Origin of the sequence: Methylobacterium sp. WL116 (assembly GCF_008039455.1) — a bacterium.
Taxonomy (GTDB): Bacteria; Pseudomonadota; Alphaproteobacteria; order Rhizobiales; family Beijerinckiaceae; genus Methylobacterium.
On record NZ_VRUV01001081.1, the window covers coordinates 1 to 585 of the forward strand.

Annotated in this window: 1 protein-coding gene; it reads right to left on the reverse strand. The window is 74.9% G+C overall.

Annotated features, from left to right (window positions below):
* Positions 1–44 precede the first annotated feature (44 nt).
* The coding region (locus tag FV223_RS29495) for a Crp/Fnr family transcriptional regulator (protein WP_147730103.1) at positions 45–585 on the reverse strand (541 nt) is incomplete at its 5' end.

Consider the following 585-nt stretch of genomic DNA (forward strand, 5'->3'; position numbering starts at 1 on the left):
CGCACGCCGCGGCGGCCTCGGGCCGTGGGATGGGGAAGCGGGGTTCAGCGCGCCGCATCCCGCCTCCTTCCGCCCTCGTCGCAGTCGGTCGCCGCCGCGCGCTCCGACGCGCCGCCGACGGCGTGGATGCTGCCGAGCACGGTGTCGTAGTGGCGGCGGACGACGCCGTGGCACTCGCAGGCGGCGTCCACCATCGCGGTGCGGTCGAGGATCGTGATGCGGCCGCGCCCGACGCGCAGCAGGCCCTGTGCCTGCAGCGTGCTGAGGATGCGGGTGAGATAGGTGCGCTGGACCCCGAGCATCGCGGCGAGCTGCTCGTGGGTCACGGGCAGCACGTCGCCGTCGATCCGGTCCTGGAGGGTCAGCAGCCAGCGCAGGCAGCGCGCCTCGATCGGGTGCAGGGCGTTGCAGGCCACCGATTGCAGCACCTGCGCCAGCAGGCAGTCGGCGTAGCGGGTGAACAGGGCGCGCAGGCTCGCCGAGCGGCGCTTGGCCTCCTGCAGGCGCGCCGCATCCAGGCGCAGGGCCGGTCCGCCGACCTGCACAACCGCGCTGGTGGAGGCGGGAACCCGGCCGTCGCTGACC